Source organism: Geodermatophilus obscurus, from assembly GCF_900143215.1.
Classification (GTDB): domain Bacteria; phylum Actinomycetota; class Actinomycetes; order Mycobacteriales; family Geodermatophilaceae; genus Geodermatophilus; species Geodermatophilus obscurus_A.
Window position 1 is genome coordinate 1 of the sequence record NZ_FRDM01000018.1, and the last position, 19348, is coordinate 19348.

A 19348-nucleotide genomic window follows, 5' to 3' on the forward strand; every position below is an offset into this window, starting at 1 on the left:
CAGCGTCCCGCCACGCGGTGTCGCCCGGGGAGCCAGCGTCCCGCCACGCGGTGTCGCCCGGGGAGCCAGCGTCCCGCCACGCGGTGTCGCCCGGGAAACCAGCGTCCCGCCACGCGGTGTCGCCCGGGAAACCAGCCTCGCGCCATGCCGCGTCGGCCGGGTCGCCGGCGGTCGGCAGCGCGCCCACCCAGGTCGTCGAGCGGCCGGCGTCGGGCCAGTGCGGGGCGGCGGACACGGTCTCCACCCGGACGGCGGGGTCGGCGAGCAACGCCGACACCGGCCGGGACAGCGTCGGCCGGCCGACCACCAGCACCCGGTCGGGCCGGTGCGCGGCCAGCCAGCCGGGCACCCCGAGCAGCAGCGCGCCGCCGCGCACGGATCCCGCCCAGGCGCCGCTCGACGGCTCGGCGACCACGGGCCAGCCCTGCGCGCCGGCCAGCTCGGCCGCTGCCCGGCCCAGCGGGGGCGGGGCGTCCCCGACGACGACCAGCGTGCGGGCCGGGCCGGGATCGGCCGGCCGCGGCGGTGCGGGCACCGAGCCGTCGGTCCACGGGGCACCGTCCGGCCGGCCGGACCACGGGCCGGTGGTGCGCACGCCGGCGTCCTCGGGCAGCAGCGGCTCGCGGAGCGGCAGGTTGAGGTGCACCGGGCCCGGGTCGCCGGAGAGTGCGCCGCGCGCGGTGAGCAGCGCCTTGGCCGCCAGCGAGCGCCAGTACCGGTTCTGCGCCTCCTCGCGGCCGACCTCGGGCACGCCGACGTCGACCGCCGCCCGCACCGCGCCCCCGTAGAGGCCGGGCTGGGCGATGGTCTGGTTGGCGCCGGTGTCGCGCAGCTCCGGCGGCCGGTCGGCGGTCAGCGCCAGCAGCGGCACCCCGGCGGCGTCGGCCTCGAGCACGGCGGCGTGCAGGTGCGCGGTCGCCGTCCCGGAAGTGGTCAGCACCGGGACCGGCCGCCCGGACGCCTTGGCCAGGCCCAGCGCGAGGAAGGCCGCCGTCCGCTCGTCGATGCGCACGTGCAGGGTGAGTCGGCCGTCGCGCTCGGCGTCGGCCAGCGCCAGCGCGACCGGCGCGGAGCGGGAGCCGGGCGCCACCACGGCGTCGGTGACCCCGCCGCGGACCAGCTCGTCGACGAGCACCCGCGCGAGGGCGGTGGAGGGGTTCACCCGCGCACCGCGGCCAGCCGTGCCCGCCAGCGCGCCTCGACCTCCGGGCCGGCGGCGACGTCGGCCAGCCGGTCGGGTGTCACGGCGCGCACCGGGAGCGCACCCTCCACGGGCAGCAGCGGGTCGCTGGTGACGTCGCCGTCCAGCAGTGCGACGGTGGCCAGCCCGCAGGCGAACGGCAGCTCCGGCAGCGCGGCGGCCAGCGCCACGCCGGCGGCGATGCCCACCGAGGACTCCAGCGCCGAGGAGACGACGCACGGCAGGCCGTGCGCGCCGGCCACCTCGAGCGCTGCGCGGACACCGCCGAGCGGCTGCACCTTGAGGACGACGACGTCCGCCGCCTCGCGGAGGTCCACCCGCAGCGGGTCGGCCGCGCGCCGGACCACCTCGTCGGCGGCGACCCGGACGCCGACCCGGCGGCGCAGCACGGCCAGCTCCGACAGCGACGCGCACGGCTGCTCGACGTACTCCAGGCCGACCCGGTCCAGCTCGCGGATCCGGGCGGCGGCGGTGTCGACGTCCCAGGCGGCGTTCGCGTCGACCCGGATGGCGCCGTCCCGGCCGAGGGCGTCGCGCACCGCCTCGACCCGGGCCAGGTCGTCGGCCGCGGTCTGGCCCGGCTCGGCGACCTTGACCTTCGCCGTCCGGCAGCGCGAGGCGGTCACGATCGCGTGCGCCCGCTCGGGGTCGACGGCGGGGACGGTGACGTTCACCGGCACGGCGTCGCGCACCGGCGCCGGCCAGCCGTCGCAGGCCGCCTCGACCGCCGCGGCCCACCAGCGGCGGCTCTCGGTCACGTCGTAGTCCCAGAACGGGGAGAACTCGCCCCACCCGGCCGGCCCGCGCACCAGCACGCCGTCACGGACGTCGATGCCGCGGAACCGCATCCGCATCGGCACCGACCAGACCCGCGCCCCGTCGGTGTCGATCACGGCAGCAAGCGTAGTTCGGCCCCGCTGCAGGGTCCCGCCGCGAGCCCTACCGGCCCCCGTGCGGGAGCCCGCCGCGAGCGTGCGGGTGGCGGGTGGGCAAGGGGGTCCTCCACGGGGGCAGGAGGGTCCCTACTCTCGGACCTCGTGCCCCGGCACCTGACCCTCGTGCCCGCGCCGGCCGACCCCCTCGCGCTCCTGCCACAGCTGCGAGCCGCCCTGGACGGCACGGCGCCGCTCGCGGTGCTGCCCGCGGGCCCGCCGCCTGCCCTCGAGGCCGCCCGGTGGGTGCTGCGCCCCGAGGTGCCCCTCGAGGACGGCGCGGACCTCGTCGTCGTCACCTCCGGCTCGACCGGTGGCGGCCGCGGCGTACTGCTGCCGGCGGCCGCGGTGCGCGCGTCGGGCGAGGCCACGCTGCGCCGGCTGGGCGGCGCGGGCGCCTGGCTGCTCGCGCTGCCGGTCTCGGCGATCGCCGGCCTGCAGGTCCTCTGCCGCTCGATCCTGGGCGGCACCGACCCGGCCGTGCTCGCCTCCGGGGAGCCGCTGGCCGCCGCTGTCGCCCGGATGCCGGCCGGCCGGCGCTACACCTCGATGGTGCCCACCCAGCTGCGCCGGTACCTCGATGCCGAACCCGCCGCGCTGCGCGCCTTCGACGCGATCCTGGTCGGCGGCGCGGCCACGGATGCGGCGCTGCTGGCCCGGGTCCGGAAGGAGCACGTCGCCGTCGTGACCACCTACGGGATGACCGAGACCGCCGGCGGCTGCGTGTACGACGGCGAGCCGCTGGACGGCGTGCGGGTGCGCGTCGCCGACGGCGGGATCGAGCTCGCCGGGCCGGTGCTCGCGACCGGCTACCGGCTCGACCCCGAGGGCACCGCCACGGCCTTTCCCGACGGCTGGTTCCGCACCCGCGACGCCGGTTCTCTCGACGACGCCGGCCGGCTGACCGTGCACGGCCGGCTGGACGACGTCGTCGTCACCGGCGGGGTCAACGTCGCGCCGCAGGCGGTCGAGGCGGTGCTGCGCCAGCACCCGGACGTCGCCGACGCCGTCGTCTTCGGCCGGCCGGACGAGGAGTGGGGCCAGCGGGTGGTCGCCGCGGTCGTGCCGGCACCCGGCGCGGAGCCCGACCTGGCCGCGCTGCGCCCCTGGGTCACCGCGCGACTGGGTGGGCCCGCCGCGCCGCGGGAGCTGCACCGCATCGCCGCCGTCCCGACCCTGCACACCGGCAAGCCCGACCGCCAGGGTGTCGCCGCCGCGATCCTCGACGGGAGGTCCTGACCGTGGCGACCCCCGCCCAGTGGCTGGCCGGTGCCCGACCCCGCACGCTGCCCGCGGCCCTGGCTCCCGTGCTCGTGGGCACCGGCGCCGCCGCGGCCCTCGACGGCTTCCGGCCGCTGACCGCGCTGCTGGCCCTGCTGGTCGCCCTGGCGCTGCAGGTGGCGGTCAACTACGCCAACGACCACTCCGACGGGGTGCGCGGCAGCGACGCCGTCCGGGTGGGCCCGATGCGGCTGGTCGGCTCGGGCGCGGCGACCCCGCGGCAGGTGCTCGGCGCGGCGCTGGCCTCGTTCGCCGTCGCCGGGCTCGCCGGGCTGGCGCTGGCAGCGTTGTCGAGCTGGTGGCTGGTCGCGGTCGGCGCGGCCTGCATCGCCGCGGCCTGGACCTACACCGGCGGCCCGCTCCCCTACGGCTACCGGGCGCTGGGCGAGGTGTTCGTCTTCGTCTTCTTCGGCCTGGTCGCCGTCGTGGGGACGACGTTCGTCCAGACCGGCTCGGTCGACGGGCTGGCCGTCGCGGCCTCGGTGCCGATCGGCCTGCTGTCGGTGGCGCTGCTGGTGGTGAACAACCTGCGCGACATCGAGGGCGACGCCGCCGTCGGCAAGCGCACGCTGGCCGTGCTGCTCGGCGACCGCGGCACCCGGATCGCCTTCGCGGCGCTGCCGGCGGGGGCGTTCGCGGTCGTCGTCGCGATCGGCGTGGTCCGACCTTGGGCCCTGCTGGCGCTGCTCGCCGTCCCGCTGGCCGTGCCACCCGTGCGCACCGTGCTCTCCGGCGGGCGCGGACCGGCGCTGATCGCGGCGCTGCAGGGCACCGGGTTGCTCACCCTGGTCACCGGCGTGCTGCTCGGCGCGGGGCTGGCCCTCAGCGGCTGAAGAAGGACCCCGTCCTCCTCACCGTGGAAGGACCCCGTCCTCCCCACCCCTCGCTCCGCTCGGGGCGGTGCCCTGGACGGGGCCGGCGGCGAGCCTCTGGACGGGGCCGGCCCGGGAGGGTCGGTCAGCCCTCGCCGGTCAGGCGCGCCTCCCGCGCGGCCTTGGCCTGCTGCCGCGCGACGCTGCGCGCGGCCAGGCCCTCGGTGAGCCGCTCGCGCGAGGAGCGCAGCAGCAGGTACGAGACCGGCATCGACAGCAGCAGCCCGAAGAGGGCACCGGACCAGAAGTCCAGCCCCAGCAGCCACAGCAGCAGGACCAACGCGGCGGCGATGGCCAGCCGGCCGATCGTGTACACCACCAACCAGGGCGCGATCCTGGGCGGCGCTGCCGGCCCCCCGGTCGGCGCGCCGGGCACCGCCGGCTCAACCCTCTCCGCCATGACGGCCCTCCCACTTGGTGCTCAACACGACCGTCGTCCGCGTGCGGGCGACGCCTCTGATCCGGTTCAACGCGCTGATGGTGGTCTCCAGTGCCGCGATGTCGGTCACCCGGACCTTCAGCACGTAGCCCTCGCTGCCGGCGACCCGCCAGCAGTCCTCGACCTCGGGCATCGCGGCCAGCGCCTCCTCGATCCCGGTCTCGTCGACCGAGTCGCTCTCGATCACGCCCACCAGCGCGGTGACCCCCAGGCCCACCGCCGCGGGGTCCACGATCGCCCGGTAGCCGGTGATGACCCCGGCGGCCTCCAGCTTGCCGACCCGCTCGTGCACCGCGGGGGAGGAGAGGCCCACCCGCCGGGCCAGCTCGGCGTAGCTCGCCCGCCCGTTGGCACGCAGCAGGTCGATCAGCTGCTGGTCGACGGCGTCGATGGCGCACTCCTCTCGCCGTGTGCGCGGTCGAGTATCGCCCGCGCACGTACTGTGGAGGACACTCGGGCTCGATCGAGGGGGTGGCCGCGATGGCCTTGGTGGTGGTGCTGGTGGTGGCGATCGCCGTCGTGGTGCTGGTGCTGCGCGCGGCCGAGAAGGGCGGTCCCGGCGGGGTCCGTGCGCCGAGGCGGCCGCGGCCGCAGCGCGCCGTCCCCCCGGTGGCGCCCGACGACGACCCGGAGTTCCTGCGCGAGCTGGAGCGCCGCACCCGGCGCGACGACGGCTCTCCCGCGTAGCGCCTCGAACGCCCAGGCCCGAGCGCGGCCTCGGCCAGGATCCCGCCCTGGGCCCGCGAAGGGTGGGGAGTACGGGTCCTCCCTCACGCGGCGCGGAAGAGGCGCCGCCACCCGCGGCGTATCTGCGGCTGCCCGGCGTCCGACGCGGCCTGAGGGGCCTGGTCGGAGATCCCGCCGGGCCAGCCCAGGCCCTCGTGCGTCGTCGGGTCACCCGGCCAACCCAGGCCGCTCTCGGTGCCCTCGGCACGCGGCTCGCCGTGCCGGCCGGCCGGCACGTCCGCCGACCGCTGCGCGAGTGCGGCGGCCACCACGGGGTCCACCGCGGCCCCCTCGAGAGCAGAGTGCCTACCCACGGGGAGCTCCCCTCCGGCGCGACATGGGGGCATGGAAGCACGGCCGCGTCCGGCGTGTCACCGACACGCCGCCGGTACGGGAGGCCCGTGTCACCTCGTGTGACGAACGGGACGGCGCGCTCACCGGCCCCTGCCCCCGCGGATGCCCCGGTCAGTACTCCCAGGAGGCGTACCGCGGGTCCCGCTCGGCCATCGTCCCGAACAGCAGCACCATCCGGTCGATGAACCAGGCCTTGGCGCACTGCACGAGGAGGAGCCCCCCGACGACGGACTTCAGGTCGAACACGACCAGGCCGCGGGCCAGGACGGCCAGCCCGGCGAACTGGAACGCATAGGTGGTGTTCGGGACGGCGGTCGACCGGAACTGCTCCGGGAGGTCGACCACGTTCCGGTCGGCCCAGATGCGCTCGCCGAACACTCCTCTCGACGCCCAGTTCCGGGTCGACCGCGGCGGGGGGAACAGCAGCGGCTCGACCACCATGAAGACCAGCGACGCAGCGAGGGGCAGCAGCGACCGCGGCCCGATCCACCGCCGGCTCCAGATCGACAGGACGATCAGCGGCACGACGGCGAACCGGACCCAGACGCTCACCGGGTTGGCGTGCCGCAGCCAGCCGTCGCCTCGCAGGCCGAACAGCGCCGCCAGCCGGGCGTCGGTCGTGACGGCGTCGGTCGTGACGGCGTCGGGCGACGGGGTGGTTCCGGCCGCGCCGTCCCCTCCGGGCGCGGCACCGGTCCCCCGCCGGCCGGCCACCGGAAGACGAGGACGCGGTGCCCCGGGAGCACTGCCCGCCGTCGTGCCGCTCCGCCCGCTCGTCCTGGCCATGGCGCTGCCTCCTCGATCGAGCACCCGGGTCCGGCGCAGTTCCTCCTCGGCGGAGTCGCTCGCGCACGCCGGCGGGGTGTCGCGCGGAGGGAATGCTCCGCCGGTGCGGCCGGGCGGGGAACCCCCGGCGGGGTGCCGGGAGGGCGGGACGTGTGGCCGTGGCACCCCGTCCGCAGGGCGATCCACCCCGTCCAGGCCTCAGCCTGGGGTCGCGAACGGGTCCGGCGGCCCCGTCCCGGGTCCCGCCCCGAGCTCGCGAGGGGTGGGGAGGACGGGGTCCTTTCTCAGTCCAGCCCGCCGTAGCTGTGCAGGCCGGTCGAGACCATGTTCACGTAGAGCAGGTTGAAGACCATGACGGCCAGGCCGACGACGTCGACCCACGCGGCCGGGCGCCCCCGCCAGCCGGCCGTCGTCCGCGCGTGCAGGTAGCCGGCGTAGACGACCCAGGCGATGAACGCCCAGGTCTCCTTGGGGTCCCAGCCCCAGTACCGGCCCCAGGCGCTCTCCGCCCAGATGGCCCCGGCGATGACGGCGAAGGTCCAGATCGGGAAGCCGAAGACCGCGGTGCGGTGGGCCACCCGGTCGAGGGTGACCGCACCGGGCAGCCGGGAGAGGAACGTGCCCTCGGCCTCCGCGCCGCGGGCGTCGGAGCGCAGCTTCAGCAGGTAGAGCACGCTGGCGATGCCGCTGACGAAGAAGATGCCGAAGCCGAGGATGGCCGTCGAGACGTGCACGGCCAGCCAGCTCGAGCGCAGCGCGGCGACCAGCGGTCCGGTCTCGGTGTAGAGGAACAGCCCGGTGGCGACCAGGGAGATGACGACCGGCGCGAGCACGAAGGCGCCGATGTCGCGGACGGCCGGGATGCGGACGGCCAGCACCAGGTAGACGACCACGCCGACGAGGACGACGGCCGTGGCGAACTCGTACATGTTGCCCCAGGGCAGCCGGTCGGCGGCCATCCCGCGGGTGACCAGCACACCGGCGTGCACGGCGGCGCCGAGGACGGTGACCGCCAGCCCGGCCAGCCCCCAGCGGTCGGTGCGGGGCGGGGCGGCAGGCGCACCCGCACCGCCGGACCCGGCGGGGACCAGCTGGCGCGCCGGGCGCCGGCCGAACGCCAGCTGCGCGGAGAACGCCACGACGGCGACCGAGTAGAGCGCGACGGCGATCGAGAACAGCCTGTCCGACAGCTCGGCCAGCGACGGGTCAACGGTCACTCGGGGGGACCTCCGGTTCCGGTGCGGCCCCGCCGGACGGCGGGGCGGAGGGGGTCGGGGAACGCTCGTCGAGCGCGGCCCGCAGCCGCCCGGTCAGCTCGGCGAAGGACGTGGCGCTCTCGCCGCCACCCCGCGTCAGCGAACCGACCGACAGCACGGTACCGCCGCCGTCGGGGGCCGGGCCGACGCGGGCGAAGAAGCGCTCACGGCGCAGCAGGAGCAGCGCGAGCAGGCCGACCAGCAGGGCGATCGCGGCGGCGAGCACCCACACCTGGCCGGGGTCGTGGGAGAACTGCAGCGCGGCGAACTGCGAGACGCCGGTGAAGGTGATCGCCGTCCCGTCGGGGAGGGTGAGCGTCTCGCCGACCGCCAGGTTGGCCCGGCCGACCTCGGCGAGCCGGCCGCGCTCGATCTGGCTGGCGTCGAGGGAGTAGACCGACTGCGGCAGGCCGGAGTCCAGGCCGAGGTAGCCCTGGTAGGCCAGGACCGCCACCTGCGGGTTCAGCGGCCGCGGGTCGATCGAGGTCAGCACGCCGCCCTGCATCAGCCCGGTCGGGGCGAAGAAGCCCTCGAGGGCCAGCTGGTCCTCCACGCCGGCGCCGAGGTCGGGCAGCTTGAGCGCGCCCTCGCTGGACATCGTCGTCTGGTCCGAGGGCAGGAACGGCGCCGAGACGTCGGTGAACGCCGTCCCGTCGGCCAGGGTGACGGTGAACCGCGGCGCGTAGCCGTGGCCGGTGACGTACACCCGGTCGCCGTCGAGCCGGAGCGGGTCGTTGACGCCGATGGTCGCCGGCTCCCCCTCCTCGCCGGGGCCGCCGTAGCGGATGTCGGCGGTGTAGGAGGCCGCGGTCAGGTCCTCCTCGTACTCCGCGCGGAAGTCCTCGAGGTCGATGCAGAGCGGGCTGAGGTCACCGCTGTCGACCAGCGCGCCCGAGGAGTGCGTGTCGTACTGCTGGAAGGCGTTGCAGAAGCCCTGGCCCTCGGTGACCAGGATGCTGCCCTCGTAGCCCCACAGCTTGCCGCCGGCCAGGCCGAGCAGCAGCGCCACCAGGGACAGGTGGAACAGCAGGTTGCCGGTCTCCTTCCAGAAGCCCTTCTCCGCGGAGAGCTCCGGGCCGTTGCCGCTGGACCCGGCGGAGTCGGCGTGGCCGGTCTCCCGACGGACGACGCGGAAGCGCCGCACCCGCAGCTCCTCCTCGACCACGTCGAGGGCGGCCGGGCCGGTCAGGGGGGTGGCCAGCTCGGCGGAGTCGGGCAGCCGCTGCAGCCGGCGCGGCGCGGGCGGCGGAGCGGCCCGCAGCGCGCGGACGTGCTCGGCCAGCCGGGGGACGACGCAGCCGATGAGCGAGACGAACAGCAGCAGGTAGACCGCGGCGAACCACGGCGAGCCGAAGACGTCGAAGGCGTAGAGCCGGTCGAGCACCGGCGCCAGCGTCGGGTGGTCGGCGAAGTACTGCCGGACGGCGTTCTGGTTCAGCGAGCGCTGCGGCAGCAGCGACCCCGGGATCGCCGCCAGCGCCAGCAGGAACAGCAGGACGATCGCCGTCCGCATCGCGGTCAGCCGGCGCCACCAGCGGAGCCACAGGCCCCGGACGCGGGTGCCGAGGGAGGGTCGGGCGGGGGGCGGCGGCGCCGGAGCCGGCCGCGGCGGGGCGGTGGTGGTCACAGGACGCTCTCCGCGAAGCCGTTGGCGGCCAGCCAGCCCTGCAGCCAGCGCATCATCTCGGTCCAGGCGCCGGTGACCAGCAGCAGGCCGACCACCACGAGGACGACGCCGCCGAACCGGGTGACCGCCCGCGCGTGCCGGCGCAGGAACGACGTGGCGCCCATGGCCCAGCGGGCGCCGAGCGCGACCAGCACGAACGGCACGCCCAGGCCCAGGCAGTAGGCCAGCCCGAGCAGCGCGCCGCGGCCGGCGGTGGCCTCCTGGAAGGCGAGGTTCTGCACCGCGGCGAGCGTCGGGCCCAGGCACGGCGTCCAGCCCAGCCCGAAGACGACGCCGAGCAGCGGGGCCCCGGCCAGCCCGGTCGCCGGCCGGAACGCCACCCGCCTGGTGCGCTGCAGCAGCGGCAGCCAGCCGAGGAAGCCCAGCCCGACCAGGACGGTGACGACGCCGAGCACGCGGGTGATCTCGTCGTTGTACTGCAGCAGCAGCCGGCCCAGGCCGCCGACCGCCGTGCTGATGGTGACGAAGACGGCGGTGAAGCCGAGCACGAACAGCACCGCGCCGAGCACCATCCGTCCGCGGGGCGAGCGCTCGTCGGTGCGGACCGCCACCGCCGTGCCGCCGGAGCCCTGGACCGCCGGTGCGGGAGCCGGCACGGCACGGGTGCCGGAGCCGACCAGGCCGGTGACGTAGGACAGGTATCCGGGCACCAGGGGCAGCACGCAGGGCGAGGCGAAGCTGACCAGCCCGACCAGGGCGGCGACCGCGGCGGCCACGAGCAGCGGCCCGTCGGCCACCAGGCCGCTGAAGGTCTCCCCCATCAGCCCTCCTCGGCCATCAGCAGGTCGAGCACCGCACGCAGGTCCTCCTGCGCGACCGCGCCGGTGTAGACCGCGGCCACCCGCCCCTGCGCGTCGAGCACGATGGTGGACGGGATGGCGTTGGCCGGGTAGTCCCGGAACGCCAGCGCCACCTCGCCCCGCGGGTCGTGCAGCGAGGGGAACTCGATGCCGAAGCTGTCCTCGAACGCGCGGGCCAGCTGGTCGGTGTCCTTCACGTTGACGCCCAGGAACTGCACGCCCCGGTCGCGCACCTCGGCGTGGACCTCCTGGAACTCCGGCGACTCCACCCGGCACGGCGCGCACCAGGAGCCCCAGAAGTTGACCACCGCGATGCCGCCGTCGAGCTCGGTGGAGTCGAAGTCGCCGCCGTCGAGCAGGGTGCCGGAGAACTCCGGCGCGGCGGCGCGCTCGCCGGACGGGATGACCTCGCCGGCCGGGGTGCCCTGGACGAAGCGGAACTCCCCGCCGTTGTTGACGTCGACGGCGCCGTCGCCGGTGGCGCAGCCGGTGAGCAGCAGCGCACCCACCAGGGCGCCGAGCAGCCCTCGCCTCATGCCCCGGGCACCGCGTCGGGGGGTGTGGCGCCGGCGGGCTCCGCGTAGGACAGCCCCACGAAGTGGTCGCCGTCGTAGGTCAGCGAGGTGATGCTGGCCAGGCCGCACTGCCGACGGCGCGGGTCGTGGGCGTAGCGGCGTCCCTCCAGGTGCAGCCGCAGCGTCCAGATCGGCAGCTGGTGGCTGACGCAGACCGCCGCGGCGCCGCGGGCGGCGTCCCGGGCGGCCTCGACCGCGGCCAGCATCCGCGCGGCGATCTCGACGTAGGGCTCGCCCCACGAGGGGCGCATCGGGTTGCGCAGCTTCCACCAGTGCTGTGGCGAGCGCAGCGCGCCGTCCCCCACACCGACCCGCAGCCCCTCGAAGGCGTTACCGGCCTCGATGAGCCGGTCGTCGGTCTCGACCGGCAGGTCGAGCTTGCCGGCGATCGGCGCGGCCGTCTGCTGCGCGCGCTCGAGCGGGCTGGAGACGACGTGGGTGAGCCCCTTGTCGCCGAGCCACTCCGCGGCGGCGAGCGCCATCGCCTCGCCGGTCTCGGACAGCCGGTAGCCGGGCAGCCGGCCGTAGAGCACCTTCTCGGGGTTGAACACCTCGCCGTGGCGCAGCAGGTGGACGACGGTGGTCTCGGCCATCAGGTGCTCATCCCGGTGGCGGCGTCGGCCGGCTCCTCGGCCGGCGGGGCGGACGACGGGTCGACGGCCGCCGCGGCGCGGGCGGCAGCCGGGAGGGCCTCGAGGACCCGCTCCACGGCCTCGTCGTCGAGCGCGGCGCTGACGAACCACGACTCGAACGCCGAGGGCGGCAGGTAGACGCCGCGGGCGAGCATGGCGTGGAAGAAGGCGGTGTAGCGGGCGGCGTCCTGCGAGCGGGCGTCGTCGTAGTCGCGCACCTGCCGCTCGTCGGGGACGAAGAAGACCGAGAACATCGAGCCGGCCTGCTGGACCCGGTGCGGGACGCCGGCGGCGAACAGCGCGGCGCTGGCCGCTCCGCGCAGGGTGACGGCGACCTGGTCGCAGCGGGCGTAGACCTCGGGGGTGCAGTGCCGCAGCGTGGTCAGGCCCGCGGCGACCGCGACCGGGTTCCCCGACAGCGTGCCCGCCTGGTAGACCGGCCCGGCCGGCGCCAGGTGCTCCATGAGGTCGGCGCGGCCGCCGAAGGCCGCGGCCGGCAGCCCGCCGCCCATGACCTTGCCGAAGGTCATCAGGTCGGCGTCCACCGGGTCCAGGCCGTACCAGCCGGAGCGGGAGACGCGGAAGCCGGTCATGACCTCGTCGACGATCAGCAGCGCGCCGTGCGCCGCGGTGACCCGGCGCAGCGCCTGGTTGAAGCCGTCCAGCGGGGGGACGACGCCCATGTTGCCGACCGCGGCCTCGGTGATGACCGCGGCGATCTCGCTGCCCCGCTCGGCGAAGACGGCCTCCACCGCGGCCGCGTCGTTGTAGGGCAGGACGACGGTGTCGGCGGCGGCACCGGTCGTGACGCCGGGGGTGTCGGGCAGGCCGAGGGTCGCCACGCCGGAGCCGGCCGAGGCCAGCAGCGCGTCGACGTGGCCGTGGTAGCAGCCGGCGAACTTGACGACGACCCGACGTCCGGTGACGCCGCGGGCCAGTCGCACCGCTGAGAGCACCGCCTCGGTGCCGGAGTTGACCAGCCGCACCTCCTCCACCGGGGGCATCCGGCGGACGATCTCCTCGGCCAGTTCCACCTCGCCCTCGGTGGGGGCGCCGAACGTCAGGCCGCGGCGGGCGGCGGCGGTGACCGCCTCGACGACCGCCGGGTGGGCGTGGCCGAGGATCAGCGGCCCCCACGAGGCGACGAGGTCGACGTAGCGGCGACCGTCGGCGTCGGTGAGGTACGCGCCCTGGCCCTGGGCCATGAAGCGCGGGGTGCCGCCGACGGCGCCGAAGGCGCGCACGGGCGAGTTCACCCCGCCCGGGGTGACCCGCTGCGCGCGGCCGAACAGGTCGGCCGACGCGGGGGCCTCGTAGGCGTACGGAGGGCTGTCCAGCGAGGTCACGACCCCAGTGTCCCCTGCCTCCCCGGCGCGCCGCCGGGGACGTCCGACACAGCCGCGAGCAGTGCCGCGGCGAGCGCGGCGGGGTCGCGGGTGGGCACGAGCACGGTGCGCCCATCAGTGGTGCGCAGGGGCAGACCGGAGCGGCCGCGGGGCAGCGACCAGCCGCCGCCGAGGACCGGGGCGCCGGCGTCCACCCCCGCCGTCCCGGCGCCGACCGCGCGCAGGTGCGCGGCGTCGACCGCGGCCAGAGGCACGCGCTCGGGGCCGACCGACAGCGCCGGCTCGTCGCCGGCGGCGTCGACCCGCACCGTCCAGGCACGGCGGGCGGAGACGACACCGGTCCCCGCCACGCCCAGGACGGCGACCACCGCCAGGACCCGCACGAGCGGCGGCAGGTCGGGGCCGGGTAGGACGGCGGCCAGGACGACGAGGAGCCCGAGGACCCCGGCGACCAGCCAGAACGGCCGCCAGGAGCCCCCGGGCTCGTCGTAGGACATCAGCGCTAGCGCTAGGGGCGGGTGCGGGACAACCACTGCGCCGCTTCCACCGCCCAGTAGGTGAGCACGGTGCCCGCGCCCGCCCGGCGGATGGCGGTGAGGGTCTCCAGGATCGCCCGCTGCCGGTCCACCCAGCCGTTCGCGGCGGCCGCCTCGAGCATCGCGTACTCGCCGCTGACCTGGTAGGCGCTGACCGGGACGTCGACGGCGTCGGCGACCCGGGCGACGATGTCCAGGTAGGGCAGCGCCGGCTTGACCATGACCGCGTCGGCGCCCTCGGCGAGGTCCTGCGCCACCTCGCGCAGCGCCTCGTCGGCGTTGGGCGGGTCCATCTGGTAGGTCGAGCGGTCGCCGAACTGCGGCGCTCCCTCGGCCGCCTCGCGGAACGGGCCGTAGAAGCCCGAGGCGTACTTGGCGGCGTAGGCCAGGATCGGCGTCTCCTGGAACGCGGCGCCGTCCAGCGCCCGCCGGATGGCCGCGACCTGGCCGTCCATCATCCCGCTGGGGGCGATCACGTGCGCTCCGGCCTGGGCCTGGGCGATCGCGACGGCGGCGTAGCGGTCCAGCGTCGGGTCGTTGTCGACGACGAGCTCCCCGCCCTGCCCCCGGACCCCACCCCTGGCCGGGGTGACCAGCCCGCAGTGCCCGTGGTCGGTGTACTCGCACAGGCACAGGTCGGCCATGAGCACCAGCTCGTCGCCGAGGTCGGCGCGCAGCTGCTTCAGGGCGACGTTGACGACGCCGTCGGCGGCGTCGGCCTGGGAGCCGACGGCGTCCTTCTCCGACGGGATGCCGAAGAGGATCAGCCCGCCGATGCCGGCCTGGGCCGCCTCGTGCGCGGCCTTGCGCAGCGACTCGGTCGTGTGCTGGACGACGCCGGGCATCGAGCTGATCGGCTGCGGCTCGTCGATGCCCTGCTTGACGAACACCGGCAGCACGAGGTCGGCCGGGGCCAGCCGCGTCTGCGCGGTGAGCCGTCGCAGCGCGGGCGTCGACCGCAGCCGACGCCCGCGGGCGAACCCGGGACTGGCGCCTCCGGTCACTCGTCCGCCTCGCGCAGCGACAGCGCGTGCTCGGCCAGCGCGTCCACCAGCGGGCCCACCGCGGCGGTCTCCGGCTGGACGTCCACCCGCAGGCCGAACTCCTGCGCGGTGGCCGCGGTCTGCGGGCCGATCACCGCCACGACGGTCTTCGCGTGCGGCTTGCCGGCGATGCCGACCAGGTTGCGCACGGTGCTCGACGAGGTGAAGCACACCGCGTCGAAGCCGCCGCCCTTGATCGCCTCGCGCACCGGGGCGGGCGGCGGGGCGGCCCGGACGGTGCGGTAGGCGGTGACGTCGTCGATCTCCCAGCCGCGCTCCTTGAGGCCCGCGGCGAGGGTCTCGGTGGCGATGTCGGCGCGGGGCAGCAGCACCCGGTCGATCGGGTCGAGCACGTCGTCGTACTCGGGGAAGTCGGCCAGCAGGCCCTCGCTGGACTGCTCCCCGCTGGGCACCAGCTCCGGCACGATGCCGAAGGCGCGCACCGCGTCGGCGGTGGACTCCCCGACGCAGGCCACCTTGACGCCGGCGAACGCGCGGGCGTCCAGGCCGAGCTCGACGAACTTCTCGCGCACGGCCTTCACCGCGTTGACCGAGGTGAAGACGATCCAGCCGTAGCGGCCGGTGACCAGGCCCTTGATGGCGCGGTCCATCTGCGCCGGGCTGCGCGGCGGCTCCACGGCGATGGTCGGCACCTCGACCGGGACGGCGCCGTACGACCGCAGCCGGTCGCTCATCTCGCCGGCCTGGTCCTTGGTGCGCGGCACCAGCACCCGCCAGCCGAACAGCGGCCGGCTCTCCCACCAGGACAGCCGGGCGCGCTTGTCGACGGCCGACCCGACGGTGGCCACGACCGGGCCGCTGACGGAGTCCAGCCCGGCGGTCTTCTCGGCGACGGCGGCGAGCTTGGCCACCACGCTCCGCTGCCCGGTGCCCGAGCCGCCGGTGGTGACGACGACCGCGGTGCTGCCGGACAGTCCGCCTTCGACCAGCCGCGCGGCGGCGTCGGGGAGGTCCTCGGCGTTGCCCTGGAGCACCAGCGGCGCGTCCAGGCTCTTGGCTGCGGCGGCCAGCGCCGTCAGGTCGGCCTCGCCACCGCGCAGGTCCGCGGTCAGCGAGGTGCCGCCCAGCGCGACGCCGGCGAACGCCGGGACGGCGGTCTGCGAGGCGACGCCGGGGACGACGTCGAACCCGACCGAGGTGCGGCCCACGGCCAGCACCTCCTTGACCACGGCGTCGGAGGTGAACGGGTCGCCGGCGACCAGCCGGACGACGGTGCCGCCGGTCCGGGCGGCGGTCACGGCGGCCTTGGCGACCTCCGCCGGCTCCCCGGTCGCGGGGGTCAGCTCGAGCTCCGGCCGGTCGGCGCGGACGGCCTCGGCGATCGCCGGCGGGACGTCGGCGTCGACGAGGACGGCGTGCGCGTCGGCGAGCGCCGCGGTCGCCCGGGCGGTGAGCATCCCGGGGTCGCCCGGGCCGGCGCCGACGAAGACGACCGTGCCGGTCGTCCCGCCGTTCTGCTTGCGGAAGCGCGTCATCGCGTGCTCCTGGGTAGGGCCCTGACGGGCTGGTGTGCGGGGGTACGGGGGGCCGGGGGCTGCTGCCCGGCCCGGAGGGTGCAGCTCACCGGGACGCCGCCATCAGCTCGGCGGCTCCCCGGTCGAGGAGTTCTGCGGCGAGCTCGCGGCCGAGCCGCTCGGCCTCGGGAGGCGGTCCGGTGATCGAGCCGCGGACTCCGTCGCTGCCGTCGAGCGCGGTGACCGAGGCGCGGAGGAACATCTCGGGGCCGTCCTCGCCCTCGGCCAGCTCGGCGTAGGCGGCGACCGGCGCGCTGCAGCCGGCCTCCAGGGCCGCCAGCGTCGTCCGCTCGGCGACCACGCAGGCACGGGTGCCGGCGTCGTCGAGGGCGGCGAGCAGCTGCCGGGTCCGCTCGTCGTGGCTGCGGCACTCCACGGCCAGCGCGCCCTGCGCCGGCGCGGGGAGGACCTGCAGCGGGTCGAGGGTCTCGGTGACCGCCGACAGCCGGCCGAGCCGGGACAGCCCGGCGCGGGCGAGCACGACGGCGTCCAGGTCGCCCGGCACGACCCGGGCCAGGCGGGTGTCGACGTTGCCGCGGATCGGCACCACCTCGAGGCCCAGACCCAGCGCGCGCAGCTGGGCGACGCGGCGCGGGGCGCCGGTGCCCACCCTCGATCCCGACGGCAGCTCGCCGAGGGTGAGGCCGTCGCGGGCGACCAGCGCGTCGCGCGGGTCCTCCCGGGGCGGGATGGCGGCGATGGTCAGCCCCGGCTCGGGCAGCGTCGGCAGGTCCTTGTAGCTGTGGACGGCGACGTCGACGGTGCCCTCGAGCAGCGCCTGCCGGATCGCCGCCACGAAGACACCCGTGCCGCCGAGCTGGGCGATCGCGGCCGAGGAGCGGTCGCCCTCGGTGCTGATGGGCACGAGCTCGACCGGGACGCCGCCGGCCGCGGTGATCGCGTCGGCGACGGTCCGCGACTGGGTGGTCGCAAGCCGGCTGGCGCGGGTGCCCAGCCGGAGCGTGCCGGTGGTGGTCGCCGTCATGCCGTGCCCCCGGGCCGCAGCTCGTCGGGGTCGACGGCGACCGCCTCGGCCAGGTTGGTCCGCGCCGGGAGGACCTCGGCGTCGATGCCCAGGCCGAACAGGGCCCGCAGCGCGTCGGCGTAGTCGACACCGCCGGGGGCGCTGGCCAGCTCCTTGACCCGCACGGTCGGCTCGTGCAGCAGCTTGTCGACGACGCGGTGCACGGTCCGGGCCACCTCGGTGCGGGCGCGGGCGTCCAGGTCGGGCACCCGCGTGGACAGCCGCAGCAGCTCCGCGTCGACGACCTCGGCGGCCTGGCTCCGCAGCGCGGAGACCGTCGGGGCCACCGCGGCGGCCTGCCGCTCGGCACGCAGCAGCGCGGTCTCGGCCTCGATCAGGGCGTGGGCGGCGGCGAGGTCGTCCGCCGCCACCGGGCCGGCGGACGCGTGCCCGTCGGCACCCCGCGCGCCCTGCAGCAGCGCTCCGTTCCGCTCGCCCTGCAGCAGCGCGAGGTCGACCACGTGCACACCGGGCAGCGCGGCCACGCCGGGGTCGACGTCCCGCGGCAGCGCCAGGTCGATGACGACCAGCGGCCGGTCCGGCCTGGCGGTCCCGATCCTGGCCCGCATCGCCCGGGCCACCACCTCGGTGCCGATGACGAGGCCCCGGGCGCCGGTGCAGGTGACCAGCACGTCGGCGGCGGCGATCTCCGCCGGCAGGTCGGCGAGGTCGGCGGCCCGGCCCTCGACGGACGTCGCCAGCCGCTGGGCGTGCGCGGGGGTGCGGCTGCTGACGGTGACGGCGGCGCCGCGGCGGGCCAGCGTGGTGGCGGCCAGCGCCCCCATGGAGCCGGCTCCGACGACGAGCACCGGGCGGCCCTGCAGCGAGCCGATCCGCTCCTCGGCGCGGTCGAGCGAGACCGACACCAGGGAGGCCCCGGCCCTGTCGATCCCCGTCTCGGAGTGGACGCGCTTGCCGACCCGCAGCGCCCGCTGCGCGACCGGGTGCATCGCGCGGCTCACGGTGCCCTGCTCCCGGGCCAGCGCGTAGGCGTTGCGCAGCTGGCCGAGGACCTGGGTCTCGCCGACGACCATGGAGTCCAGGCCGGCGGCGACGGTGAACAGGTGCGCGACGGCCTGGTCCTCGTAGTGCACGGTGACGTACGGGGAGAGCTCCTCCACCGTGGCGCCCGCCTGCCGGGCCAGCACCCGGCTGACGTCGGTGACGCCGCCGTGGAACCGGTCCACCTCGGCGAAGACCTCGACCCGGTTGCAGGTCGCCAGCACGATCGCCTCGCTGACGTGGTCGCTGCCGACCAGCTCGTGCAGCGCCTTGACGGTGTCGTCGGCGCCCATCGCGAACTGCTCGAGCAGCGCCACGGGGGCGGTCTGGTGGCTGATCCCCACGGCGAGCAGGCTCACGAGTCCTCCTCGCCGGCGCTCGTCGGACGCGTCCGCCGGGCTGCTGTGCCCATGGGTGAGCTCGCGAGCTCGCTCACGCAGTCACCTCCACGGTCGTCGCGGCCGCGCCGCGCTGCTGGCCGAGGAACGCGAGCACCTGCAGTTCCACGGAGAGGTCGACCTGGCGGACGTCGACCCCTGCGGGCGCGTTCAGCGCCACCGGCGCGAAGTTCAGGATGCTCCTCACCCCTGCCGCGGTCAGCCGGTCGCAGACCGACTGGGCGACGTCGGCCGGTGTCGCGATGACCCCGATCGTGGCCGCGGTGGCGGCAACCACCTCGTCGAGCTCGGCCACCGGTCGCACGGGCTGGCCACCGATCCGCCTGCCGACGCGGTCGGGGGCGGCGTCGAAGAGTCCGACGAACCGGAACCCGCGGCTGCCGAAGCCGGCGTAGTCGGCCAGGGCCGTGCCCAGGTTGCCGATCCCGACCAGCACGCAGGGGCGGGACTCCTCGACACCGAGGACCCGGGCGATGCGGTCGCGCAGCGTGGCCACCTCGTAGCCCACCCCGCGGACGCCGCAGGGGCCCAGGTGCGAGAGGTCCTTGCGCAACCCGGCCGGGTTGACGCCCGCCGCCGAGGCGAGCTCACCCGAGGACACGTTGCTGCGCCCGCCGTCGGCCAGACCGACGAGCACGCGCAGGTACACGGCCAGGCGGGCGACGGTGGCCTCCGGGATCCGGGGCCGGGGTGCGGACACGGGCCACTCCTCGCTGGCGCTCGTCGACCCCGCACCCTGAGGAGCTGTGCCGTCGCACGACCTCGCAGGCTCGGTCATGTGGCACTCCACAAACGGTCGCGCCCGGAGGTCCGGCGGGTGCCGGATGCGGTCGAACGACATCGGGGACCCGGGCGGTCGGCCGCCCGGCGAACGCCACGGTAACCGCTTGTGAACGCAGGAACAAAGTCGCCGAGGGGCCACC

General features: G+C 76.4%; 21 protein-coding genes. 3 read left to right on the forward strand and 18 right to left on the reverse strand.

The genetic code is table 11. From position 1 onward, the window contains the following. Together menD and BUB17_RS15960 are read right to left on the reverse strand one after the other, a co-directional pair. Positions 1-1162, reverse strand: a 1162-nt coding sequence (menD, locus tag BUB17_RS15955; protein WP_244277274.1) for a 2-succinyl-5-enolpyruvyl-6-hydroxy-3-cyclohexene-1-carboxylic-acid synthase, incomplete at its 3' end; no start/stop codon positions are given. After that, complete coding sequence (locus BUB17_RS15960) at positions 1159-2094, reverse strand: o-succinylbenzoate synthase (protein WP_072919625.1); 936 nt, start codon at positions 2092-2094, stop codon at positions 1159-1161. The genes menD and BUB17_RS15960, both read right to left, overlap by 4 nt. Before the next feature lie 144 nt (positions 2095-2238). On the opposite strand from BUB17_RS15960, the gene menE reads away from it, so the two are divergent. Both menE and BUB17_RS15970 read left to right on the forward strand, forming a co-directional pair. After that, the gene (gene menE, locus BUB17_RS15965; RefSeq protein ID WP_072919627.1) at positions 2239-3372 is read left to right on the forward strand and encodes an o-succinylbenzoate--CoA ligase; all 1134 of its coding nucleotides are present in this window, start codon (positions 2239-2241) and stop codon (positions 3370-3372) included. Between the two features lie 2 nt (positions 3373-3374). Then, on the forward strand, positions 3375-4247 hold the full coding sequence (locus BUB17_RS15970) for a 1,4-dihydroxy-2-naphthoate polyprenyltransferase (protein WP_072919628.1): 873 nt from the start codon (positions 3375-3377) through the stop codon (positions 4245-4247). A gap of 124 nt (positions 4248-4371) precedes the next feature. On the opposite strand, the gene BUB17_RS15975 is transcribed toward BUB17_RS15970, so the two are convergent. Both BUB17_RS15975 and BUB17_RS15980 read right to left on the reverse strand, forming a co-directional pair. After that, positions 4372-4686, reverse strand: coding sequence for a DUF4229 domain-containing protein (locus BUB17_RS15975; protein WP_072919630.1), 315 nt, complete (start codon positions 4684-4686; stop codon positions 4372-4374). After that, positions 4670-5116 (reverse strand): Lrp/AsnC family transcriptional regulator, encoded by a 447-nt coding sequence (locus BUB17_RS15980; protein ID WP_072919753.1) that lies wholly within the window; start codon positions 5114-5116, stop codon positions 4670-4672. Before BUB17_RS15980 ends, BUB17_RS15975 begins: the two co-directional genes overlap by 17 nt. Positions 5117-5205: 89 nt before the next feature. Here BUB17_RS15980 and BUB17_RS15985 point away from each other — a divergent pair, with 89 nt between their 5' ends. After that, on the forward strand, positions 5206-5412 hold the full coding sequence (locus tag BUB17_RS15985; RefSeq protein ID WP_072919754.1) for a hypothetical protein: 207 nt from the start codon (positions 5206-5208) through the stop codon (positions 5410-5412). Between the two features lie 83 nt (positions 5413-5495). On the opposite strand, the gene BUB17_RS15990 is transcribed toward BUB17_RS15985, so the two are convergent. From BUB17_RS15990 to BUB17_RS16055, 14 genes are all read right to left on the reverse strand, one after another. Further along, positions 5496-5732 carry a hypothetical protein gene (locus BUB17_RS15990; RefSeq protein WP_072919631.1) on the reverse strand — a complete coding sequence of 79 codons (237 nt, stop codon included), beginning with the start codon at positions 5730-5732 and terminating at the stop codon, positions 5496-5498. 184 nt (positions 5733-5916) lie between these two features. Then, the gene (locus tag BUB17_RS15995; protein WP_141243042.1) at positions 5917-6519 is read right to left on the reverse strand and encodes a DUF6653 family protein; all 603 of its coding nucleotides are present in this window, start codon (positions 6517-6519) and stop codon (positions 5917-5919) included. Positions 6520-6875: 356 nt separating this feature from the next. Next, complete coding sequence (ccsB, locus tag BUB17_RS16000) at positions 6876-7808, reverse strand: c-type cytochrome biogenesis protein CcsB (protein ID WP_072919633.1); 933 nt, start codon at positions 7806-7808, stop codon at positions 6876-6878. After that, the gene (gene resB, locus BUB17_RS16005; protein WP_072919635.1) at positions 7798-9474 is read right to left on the reverse strand and encodes a cytochrome c biogenesis protein ResB; all 1677 of its coding nucleotides are present in this window, start codon (positions 9472-9474) and stop codon (positions 7798-7800) included. The genes ccsB and resB overlap by 11 nt, the downstream gene beginning before the upstream one ends. Then, complete coding sequence (locus BUB17_RS16010; protein WP_083606366.1) at positions 9471-10295, reverse strand: cytochrome c biogenesis CcdA family protein; 825 nt, start codon at positions 10293-10295, stop codon at positions 9471-9473. Before BUB17_RS16010 ends, resB begins: the two co-directional genes overlap by 4 nt. Then, a complete protein-coding gene (locus tag BUB17_RS16015) occupies positions 10295-10870 on the reverse strand; it encodes a TlpA family protein disulfide reductase (RefSeq protein WP_072919637.1) in 576 nt (191 codons plus the stop codon). Before BUB17_RS16015 ends, BUB17_RS16010 begins: the two co-directional genes overlap by 1 nt. Next, entirely contained in the window at positions 10867-11502 is a 636-nt protein-coding gene (locus BUB17_RS16020; protein WP_072919638.1) for a histidine phosphatase family protein, read from the reverse strand. Before BUB17_RS16020 ends, BUB17_RS16015 begins: the two co-directional genes overlap by 4 nt. Continuing rightward, positions 11502-12887 (reverse strand): glutamate-1-semialdehyde 2,1-aminomutase, encoded by a 1386-nt coding sequence (hemL, locus tag BUB17_RS16025; protein WP_072919640.1) that lies wholly within the window; start codon positions 12885-12887, stop codon positions 11502-11504. The genes BUB17_RS16020 and hemL overlap by 1 nt, the downstream gene beginning before the upstream one ends. After that, a complete protein-coding gene (locus BUB17_RS16030; RefSeq protein WP_072919641.1) occupies positions 12884-13384 on the reverse strand; it encodes a hypothetical protein in 501 nt (166 codons plus the stop codon). The genes hemL and BUB17_RS16030 overlap by 4 nt, the downstream gene beginning before the upstream one ends. A gap of 11 nt (positions 13385-13395) precedes the next feature. Continuing rightward, on the reverse strand, positions 13396-14427 hold the full coding sequence (gene hemB, locus BUB17_RS16035) for a porphobilinogen synthase (protein WP_072919643.1): 1032 nt from the start codon (positions 14425-14427) through the stop codon (positions 13396-13398). After that, complete coding sequence (locus BUB17_RS16040) at positions 14424-15962, reverse strand: uroporphyrinogen-III synthase (protein ID WP_072919645.1); 1539 nt, start codon at positions 15960-15962, stop codon at positions 14424-14426. Before BUB17_RS16040 ends, hemB begins: the two co-directional genes overlap by 4 nt. 85 nt (positions 15963-16047) lie before the next feature. Next, complete coding sequence (gene hemC / locus BUB17_RS16045) at positions 16048-16986, reverse strand: hydroxymethylbilane synthase (RefSeq protein WP_072919647.1); 939 nt, start codon at positions 16984-16986, stop codon at positions 16048-16050. Next, positions 16983-18386, reverse strand: a complete 1404-nt coding sequence (locus BUB17_RS16050) for a glutamyl-tRNA reductase (RefSeq protein WP_072919648.1) — start codon at positions 18384-18386, stop codon at positions 16983-16985. Before BUB17_RS16050 ends, hemC begins: the two co-directional genes overlap by 4 nt. Before the next feature lie 73 nt (positions 18387-18459). Further along, the gene (locus BUB17_RS16055) at positions 18460-19125 is read right to left on the reverse strand and encodes a redox-sensing transcriptional repressor Rex (protein ID WP_072919655.1); all 666 of its coding nucleotides are present in this window, start codon (positions 19123-19125) and stop codon (positions 18460-18462) included. Positions 19126-19348: the final 223 nt, after the last annotated feature.